Origin of the sequence: Streptomyces sp. URMC 129 (genome assembly GCF_051386415.1) — a bacterium.
Lineage (GTDB): Bacteria > Actinomycetota > Actinomycetes > Streptomycetales > Streptomycetaceae > Streptomyces.
The window spans coordinates 1-8,959 of the sequence record NZ_JBPQTQ010000181.1; the positions used below are offsets into that span (position 1 = coordinate 1).

General features: G+C 74.0%; 4 protein-coding genes and 1 tRNA gene. 3 read left to right on the forward strand and 2 right to left on the reverse strand.

The genetic code is table 11. The features are described from left to right. Positions 1–28 precede the first annotated feature (28 nt). On the reverse strand, positions 29–1,609 hold the full coding sequence (locus tag ACSNOC_RS25815) for a dynamin family protein (RefSeq protein WP_436749983.1): 1,581 nt from the start codon (positions 1,607–1,609) through the stop codon (positions 29–31). Positions 1,610–1,906: 297 nt separating this feature from the next. Between ACSNOC_RS25815 and ACSNOC_RS25820 the strand changes: the two genes are divergently transcribed. Further along, positions 1,907–1,982, forward strand: a tRNA-Arg gene (locus ACSNOC_RS25820). A gap of 831 nt (positions 1,983–2,813) precedes the next feature. Here ACSNOC_RS25820 and ACSNOC_RS25825 read toward each other — a convergent pair. Beyond that, positions 2,814–4,043 (reverse strand): helix-turn-helix domain-containing protein, encoded by a 1,230-nt coding sequence (locus ACSNOC_RS25825; protein ID WP_436749980.1) that lies wholly within the window; start codon positions 4,041–4,043, stop codon positions 2,814–2,816. A 203-nt stretch (positions 4,044–4,246) separates the two neighbouring features. Here ACSNOC_RS25825 and ACSNOC_RS25830 point away from each other — a divergent pair, with 203 nt between their 5' ends. After that, positions 4,247–5,101, forward strand: a complete 855-nt coding sequence (locus ACSNOC_RS25830; protein WP_436749981.1) for a poly(ethylene terephthalate) hydrolase family protein — start codon at positions 4,247–4,249, stop codon at positions 5,099–5,101. Between the two features lie 1,485 nt (positions 5,102–6,586). After that, positions 6,587–8,959 (forward strand): sensor histidine kinase (locus ACSNOC_RS25835; protein ID WP_436749982.1); only part of this gene is annotated, 2,373 nt, incomplete at its 3' end.

Below are 8,959 nucleotides of genomic sequence, written 5' to 3' on the forward strand. Positions count from 1 at the left end.
GGGCGGTGCGGGAGCGGGGCGTGGCGGGTCATGCGGCGGTCCGGGTGTGCCGGGCCTGGACGGCGGACAGCGCGGCGACGAGTTCGACCTGCGGCGCCGCGGTGATGCCGAGGCGGTGCAGGGGGGCGCCGCGGCGTTCGCGTTCACAGGTCAGGACGCGTTCGACGCAGGCCCGCACCTGGCGGGCGCCCTGGTCGCGCAGCTTGACGGCCACCCGGGGGCCGAGGACGCCGGCCAGGGCCTGCTGGGCGACGTTGCCGGTGCGTCCGCCGAGCAGGGCGGCGGCCAGCAGCGCCGCGGTCTCGGCGTCCTCGCCGGGCTCGCCGCGCGCGCCGGCGGAGGCCCTGGCCTCCTCGGTCAGCTCCTCCAGGCAGCGCCGCAGCCGGCGCACGAGGAGGCCGACGCGCTCGCGGACGGCCTCGCCGGTGTCGTCGCCGCCCGCGGGCGCGCCCGGTTCGTGCCGCCAGGCGGCGGTGACGCGTTCGTCGGCGGCGGAGACGGCCTCCACGAGCAGCCCGGTGAGGCCGTGGGTCAGCGCGTCGAGCAGCTCCTCGGCGCTGGCGTCCTCGGGGAAGGCCAGCCAGTGGGCGCGGGCCTGGCCGGTCAGCAGGCCGCCGCCGGACAGGCAGGCGCGCACCCGGCGGTCGGCCTCGGCGTAGGCCTCGGCGAGGCGCTGGTCGAGGCGGACGGCGGCGGCGTACTGGGCGGCGCCGGCCGAGGCGAGGGCGGCGACCCGGGCGCGCAGCGAGCCGAGGGCGCCGGTGGCGGTGCGGGCGGCGGCCCCGGCGCGGGCGGCGGGGTCCTGGGCGCGGCTGCTGAGCCACTCGCGCAGGCCGGCGACGGCGCTGGCCGGGAGCAGCCCGGAGCCGCCGCCGGCCGACTCGGGCAGCTCGGGCACGGTGAAGCGGGGGACGTCGCCGAGGCCGGCGTGGTCGAGCAGGCTGTCGTAGTGCCGGGAGATCTCGGCGGCGATCTGGTGCGGGACCCGGTCCAGGACGGTGGCGAGGGTGACGTCGTACTCGCGGGCGCTGCGCAGCAGGTGCCAGGGGACGGCGTCGGCGTAGCGGGACGCGGTGGTGACGAGGACCCAGATGTCGGCGGCGCAGAGGATGTCGGCGGCGAGGTCGCGGTTGGCGGCGACGAGGGAGTCGATGTCGGGGGCGTCGAGGAGGGCGAGGCCGGCGGGCAGGGCGCGGGTGGTCACCAGGGCGAGCGCGGGCGGCCCCTCGGTCTCCTGGCGGGGGCCGACGACCCGGCCGAGCTGCGGCAGGACGCGGCGGCCGGAGAACCAGTGCTGGTCGTGGGGGTGGCAGACGAGGACGGGCGTCCTGGTGGTGGGCCGCAGCACCCCGGCCTCGGTGACGCGGCGGCCGACGAGCGAGTTGACGAGGGTGGACTTGCCGGCCCCGGTGGAGCCGCCGACGACGGCGAGCAGCGGCGCCTCGGGGTGACGGAGCCGGGGCAGCAGGTAGCCGTCGAGCTGGGCGAGCAGCTCGGCGCGCGACCGCCGGGCCCGTTCGGCTCCGGGCAGGTCCAGCGGGAAGCGCGCGGCAGCGAGACGCTTCCGCAGTTCGGTCAGCGCGTCCAGCAGTTCGGGCCGTGCGTGCAAGATCGCCACATGCGCAGAATGCCTAATTTCAATCCGTTTCCCTAGCATTTCCGCCCGAACGCGCCCCAAAGCGGGCGGGCGGGCGCATGACCGCGGGATAACGACTGCGCAACACCCCCGATCCGACCGATCAAAAACGCTGCGCTCCTCGCACTCGCCTGCGATTATCAGGGCTGCTTCACTGGATCTCCACAGGAGGGTGTTGCGGTGAAGCAACCGGGACGATCCCCTTGAAGCCCTATCCTGTGCGCGGCGAGGTCACCAAGGGGGCACCGTCCCACGCCATGACCATGACCGGCCCCCGTAGCTCAGTGGATAGAGCAGGCGCCTTCTAAGCGCTTGGCCGCAGGTTCGAGTCCTGCCGGGGGCGCCACGCAGAAGGATGACGGAGAGCCTGTGCTCTTGGTCACCGTTTCCTCCTCTGTTGGCTTGACGCAGTGTTCGTTGTGGTCACTTTGCGCCAGGGTGGCGCGGACCACCCCGACGGCCAACGCAGCTGTGTCGGCGGTGTGACCGACCGTGTCCGCTGTGAGGGTGATGCGGCAGTCGGCCACATTGGTCTGCCGGTGGTGGCGGATCTCCAGCCGCAGGGCTCCGGACAACCGAGGGAGAGAGGTCGTCCGGGAGTTCGGCGGGGCCCAGGGGGGTGACGGGCAGCATACCGGGGAGGTCGGGGTGCGGCGTGTCCCGCTGTTCGGCTACGGGTCCGGCGAGCCGGCGTTGTTTCCGGGGCGTTCGGTCACGCGCCACCGGAGAACGGCGGTGACGGCCACCCTGTGGCGGGGCGGACCTTCGGCCGCGTCTCCTTGATGCCTCCGGCGCGCTCGGCCGGCACCGGGTGCCGAACGTGGCGGGCCTCGTAGCCGTGGGGGGCTTGCCGACGCCGGGGAGAGACCGCGTTCGCCGCCGCCGGCCCGGGCGCCGTACTGATCGACGACTGCGCACTCCGGCTGACCGAGTTCGACGGCGGCACGTACCGCGCGGCCTGGGCCTGCGGGGCGACGCCCTCTCCCGGCTCCGCGGCCTCGGCCCGCTCAGGCGGATCGCCATCGACCAGACCCGGACGTCCCAGCCGGCCGGGGCCCTCGCAGCCGAGCCGGACGTCACCTACGGGGAAGACCTCCCCGAGGAGACGCCACGGACCCACGGACGGGACAGCCACGGGCGTACGGCTTGCCTTCGGTGGGCCCCGGAAGCGAGCCGGTCAGCGCGGTGCCGTGCCGTTCAGGGCCCGGGAGCGCAGGGCGATCATCGCCTGGAAGCGGAACGAGGGGTCGGCGAGGCGGGGGCCGAAGAGGGTGTCGAGTTGGCGGACTCGGTAGCGGACCGTCTGGGGGTGGATGTGCAGGGCCTCGGCCACTTCGCCCGCGCTGCGGCGCCAGGACATCAGGAGTGCGTCGAGCGTCTCCGCCAGGCGTGCCGCCCGTTCGGGAGGGAGGTCGCGGAGGGGGAGGAGGACGCGGTCGGCGACGAGGTCCGCGAGCGGGGCGCCGTGGAGCAGGTACTGGTCGGGAAGGTTGTCGGCGGCGTTGGTCAGGCCCGGGATGCCGCGTCGGGACCGGCTCATGAGCCGGACGGCCAGGCGGGCGGAGCAGAGCGAGAGCCACGTCTGGTCCAGCGGCACGGGCGGCCCCGCCACGGCCGGGATGTTCCTGAACACCAGGCGCAGGCGCCGGAGCCGGTCCGGTGACTCGGGGCCGGGAACGATCAGCCGCACGTCCGTACCGCGACGCAGGATCAGGATGTCGTCGTCGAGACCGTGGATGCCGTCCGGCGCGGACGGGACGAGGACGCATGCCACGCGTTCCGGCAACGGCCACTCCGCGCGGGCGGCCAGGGCCTCGACGGGCTCGGAGGACGGCCAGGTGCGCTGGTCCAGCAAGTACTCGGCCAGGATCTGGCGGGTGCGCGGGATGTCCCGGATGGCGTGGGCGCGGGCCGCCGTGTGTCCCTTCACGATCTCGCCGCACAGATCGCTGATGTGCGCGAGCACCGCGTCGTTGAGGATGAACGTGACCTCGTAGGGGAACGAGGCGGACCGGGCGATCGCCGCGTACCGGCGGGAAGCCACCCGCGCCCCGACGCGGTACGCGGCCTGGACGCCGTCGGTGCCGCGCCCGCGGAGGAATTCGAGCCGTCCCAGGTCCTGGAAGAACGCCGCCCGGTCCGGGGGCCTGACCGGGTCTTCGATCAGCTCCACGAAGTCCTCGAGGGACCGGTGCACGGCGGAGACGAGTTTCCGGCCGGTGGGCGAGTCGAGCGGGCAGCGGTAGTCCTCCACCCGGCGCTGGACCGCTCTGACCGTGGTCGCTCCGATGGCGGGCAGGTGTGGCCGCAGCAACGCGGCCAGCGAGAGCGGCAGTTCGCTCCAGGGGTTCTCGGCGATCTCGAACTCGGTCCGTTGCGCGGCTTCCCTTCGGAGAGGGGTGAGCACGATGTCGCTACCGTCCTTCCCGGAGCCGCTGGCCGATGGTATAGATACTGGCGACACCTCGGGTACGCTAGAGTTTCTCATCAGGCGGAGTCAAGGACGACCCCGGCCGCCCGCCGGAAATCCATAACCCGCGTATGCCGCTCGCCCGGTGACATACGCATCGGCTGACAATCACCACGGTAATGACGCCGGGAGTGGATGCCATGGCTGGAACGACGCGTCGCACCTTGCTCACTGCGGCTCTGGGCCTTTCGGGGTTCACCGGCGCGCTTGGCCTTACCGGCGTCGGCCATGCCAGTACCGCGTACGCCGTGGAGAGTTGGTATGCGCGGTCCGGGCCGCATGGCGTGGTCCTGAGCGGTCTTCCCGGCTATGCCCTCTACCGGCCACAGGACTTGGGCGGGGATGGCCTGCGGCATCCGGTGCTCACCTGGGGGAATGGCACCGGGGCCCGGCCCGCGACCTATACCGCGCTGCTCGCGCACCTCGCCTCCTGGGGGTTCGTCGTCATCGCCGCGGACAGCGGAGCCACCGGCCAGGGCACCGAAATGCTCGCCGGCGCACGGCACTTGGTGGTGGCCAACGATGACCCGGGCAGTGTCTTCCACGACCGGATCGACACCCGGCGCATCGGTGCGCTCGGGCACTCCCAGGGCGCCGGCGGCGCGGTCAACGCGGCTGTCGCGGCGGACGGGCTCATCACCGCCGCGCTGTGTGTCGCGCTTCCCGACGAGCGCTGGGTCGCCGACCGTGACACGTTCCGGCTCGAAAGGCTGGCCTGTCCCGTCCTTCTCCTCGGCGGCGAGGACGACCTGATCGCCGCGCCGCCCGCGGCTCAGCGCCGTTACTTCGACCGCGTACCGGGACCGGCCGCCGTCGGTGTGCTGCGCCATGCGGACCACACCACCATCGAGCACGACGGCGGCGGCTTTCGCGGCTACCTCACCGCCTGGTTCATGTACCTGCTCCGTGCCGAACAATGGGCCGGTACCGCATTCGTCGGCGGCGTCTCGGAGTTCCTCGTGAACTCCCACTGGCGGGACCAAGCCGTCAAGTAGCGGTGACCTTGAACGCAGGTGGTAACGGGGTGTCAAGCCCAATGCCATGCGGTCAGGAAAGGGCGAGGATCTTGATATGGGTGAGGCCGGGTGGTGGACGGTGGTTTCGGTGCGAGGCTTCTTTCCGCAGGCGTTCGCGTGGAGGAGTTCGACAGCTCGCGGGCCGGCGCCGTGCCACCTTTCCATGATTTCCGCGCGGGCTGCCGCAAGGACTTCAGTCGGACGGTGAGGGGAAGGACAGTCCGCCGGGGCCGATATCGGCCTGGTCAGCCGCCTCACACATCAGATGCCGGACGGCGTAATGGGCCAGTGGGAACGCCCCTATCTCCTGCCGGCGGCTGTCCCATAAGCGCCTCCCCGGAGAGCGAAGTCGCGCCTGTTCACCGGCGGTGAGTCCGGCGTCGGGTGGTTCCGGGGGTGTTTTTCGCTGCGCACCTGGCCCCCCGGCTCCGGCGGCGGCGCGGCAGCACCATCGGGGCCGGAACGACCAGTTGTCGCCAGGCACGCCGACGTGTCCCGGTTCGTTGCGGAGAGCACCACCATGACCGCCCTCCGCGCGGAGCCGAAGGGGTGAATCGCCCCTCGATCACGAGGCGGCCGGCGGGAACCCGCTGGTCGGACCTTCCCCCTTCGGCATGTAGCCATGCCGGGGGCGCACCTGTACGCCGCTCACCCGCGCGGGCGGCCGGAGCCGCTCGTCCTCACCGGCGTTCCCGTCAGCCCGTCTCCCCCGGGTGCGGGCATCGCCGCGGGCACCGCCGCGGTGGCGGGTGCGGCCCGGCGCGGCCGGCCGGCCCGGCCGCCGGGGGGGGTGCGGGCCGGGGCAACCCTGGCCCCCGCGGCGCGGGCCCGGGCACGGAAACCGGCCAGGACGTCGGCTTCCGTGCGACCGCGGCGGGTTCCGGGCGGTGCGGCGATGTCAGGACGGGCCGGGCGGGCGGTCCGTCCTCCACTGTCTTCACGCTCTGTCCGCGAGCGGGCACGGACCCGCCGCTGTGAGGTGACACGTGGTCACGGAGGGTGCGGAAGCGCCGCGTTGGGCGGAAGTGCGCGCGTGCCGGACACGGCGGCGGTGCCGCGCCGGGTGTGTCGCGAAAGAGAGAAAGGTCGTTTCCGCCTGTGGCGGAAAAGCATGCCACCGGTTAGCATCGCCGCGCGAGAGGTTGTCGCTCAGGTGACGGCGCGGTGACATGCGGGCCGGGCGCTCCGGTGCGAAGTCTCATGTCCCGCCGCTGAGGGCGATCCCCGGAAGCCGCGGTGCGTGCGGACCCGGCCGGACACCGCGCCCCCCGGGGCCGGGCCCCGCGGAGCTGCTCCTCTCCTCCACATATCCACCTTCGCCAGGCCGGCCGGGGGCCGGGTCGCGCCCGTTGTGGGACGGGGTCCGTCGACCTGTCGGTGTGCCGCTTCCGGGTTCCGTGCTCCGGTCGCGGTGTCGCCACCGCGGCTCCGGGCGGGCCCACGCCACCGCGACCGAGGAGCAAGGTGATACGCAGCGGCAACAGATGGCTGGGGGCGATAGCCCGGAAGCGGCGCCACGGCAGCATCCGGCTCTCGCTGATCCTGCTCGTGATCATCCCGGTCTGCGCCATGATCGGGCTGTGGGCCGCCGGGACGGCGGTGCTCCTCGACCCGTGGCAGCGGCTCAGCGACGGCCGGGGGTCCTTCCGGGCGACCGAGGCGGTGTGGCGCCCGCTGCGGCAGGCGCTCCAGGCCGAGCGGCACCAGACGCTGGTGTGGCAGGCCTCCGGGGCCACCCGGGACAGCCTCGAGGCGCGGCGGGACGAGACGGACGCCGCGATCGAGGCCTACCAGCGCGCGAACCTCGACGCCCTGTGGCCCGATGTGCCCGCCTTCCCCGCCGCCTCCTCGGAACTGACGGGACGGCTGGCCGAACTGGAGGCCGCGCGTACGGCGATCGACGACGGGCGCCTGGGCCGTCTCGACACCTTCGACGCCTACACCCGGGCCGTGCGGGCCTCCGACGAGCTGTTCGAGCCGATCGTGCGCGTCTCGGACTCCAGCACTGACCTGACGGAGGATCTGTTCGACCTGCTCGCGCTGGTGGAGGCGGGCGAGCTGCTGGCCCAGGAGAACGCGCTGCTGGGCGCGGCGACCGCGGGCGGGACCATCAGCACCGGGGAACGGGACGCGCTGACCGCCACCATCGCCGTACGGGAACACCTGCTCGACAACCTGGCCCCGCAGCTGGAGCCCGAGCAGCGCGAGCTGCTGGACGAGACGCTGACGGAGGACGCGGGGGCGGCGCTCGCCGCCCTGGAGCGCGCCGTCGTCACCGGCTCCGCGCCCGCCGCGCCGGACGCGGGGGACGCGCCGGACGCGGGTGACACGGGAACCGAGCTGGTGCTGCCCCCGCTGGAGGCGGGGTGGGCCGAGGCACCCGCCGCCGTCCTGGACGGCTTCGCGCGGATGGCCGCCGGCTACCGCGTCACGCTCACCGAGCAGGCCGAGCACGACGAGGACGCGTTCCTCCAGCGCGTGGTCGTCAGCAGCGCCATCGGCCTGGCCGGCATCGTCGCGTGCGCCCTGGTCTCGTACCGGATCACCCGCTCGCTGCTGACCCGGATGTCCGGCCTGCGCAAGGCCACGCTGGAGCTGGCCGAGCAGCGCCTGCCCGCGCTGGTGCACCGGCTGCGGCGCGGGGAGCCGGTCCCCGAGGCCGACCGGGTGCCCGCCCTCGACTTCGGCAAGGACGAACTCGGCCGGGTGGCCCAGGCGTTCGGCACGGCGCAGCGGACGGCGGTGGCGGTCGCGCTGGAGCAGGCGGAGCTGCGCGAGGGCACCCGCCGGATGTTCCTCAACATGTCGCGCCGCACGCAGGTCCTGCTGCGCCGTCAGCTCAGCGTGATCGACGGCATGGAGCACAAGGCGACCGACCCCGGGGAGCTCGCCGACCTGTACGCGATCGACCACCTCGCGGCCCGCATGCGGCGGAACGCCGAGAGCCTGACCATCCTCAGCGGCGCGGCGCCCGGCCGCCGCTGGCACACCGCCGTGTCGCTGACCGATGTCCTGCGGGGCGCGGTCTCGGAGGTCGAGAACTACGCGCGGGTCGTGGTGGACGGCACCGCGGGCCACGCGGTCATCGGGCCCGCCGTGGGCGACGTGATCCACCTGCTGGCCGAACTCATCGAGAACGGTACGGTGTTCTCGCCCCCGCACACCGAGGTGCACGTCCGGCCCGTCCCCGTCGCGCAGGGCGTGGCGGTGGAGGTCGAGGACCGGGGCCTGGGCATGTCGGAGGCGGACCTGGAGGCCGCCAACCGCCTGCTGTCCGATCCGCCGGAGTTCAGCCTGACCACGCTGGGCGAGGACCCCCGGCTCGGGCTCATCGTGGTCAGCCACCTGGCCCGGCGGCACGACATCACCGTCACCCTGCGGCCCTCCTCCTACAAGGGCCTGCTCGCCGTCGTCCTGCTGCCGCACGAGATCGTCGAGGCGCCGCCGCCGTCGGCGGCGGCCCCGCCCACCGACGACCGGGCCGAGCGCCACCTCGCCTCGGTGCCCCCCACGGAGAGCGGCAGGCACCGGCGGACCCCGCCGGTGCCGGTCAACGGCACCGGGCCCGCCGTGGCCGACCTGCCCCAGCAGGGGGCGGCGCCGTTCCAGCCCCGGCCCGAGCCGCAACCCCACCAGTCCCAGCCCCACGTCCCGGCCCATGTCCAGCCGCAGCCCCGGCCGCCGGGCGGGGGCCTGCCGCGCCGGGTGCGCATGACGCATCTGGCCCCGCAGCTCCTCGAAGGCCCGCCGGCCCACGGCCGGGCGGGGCAGGCGGAGCCGGGCGCTCCGGACGGGTCGCCTCCCGGGCCTCCCGCGCCGGCCGACGCGGCGCGGGAG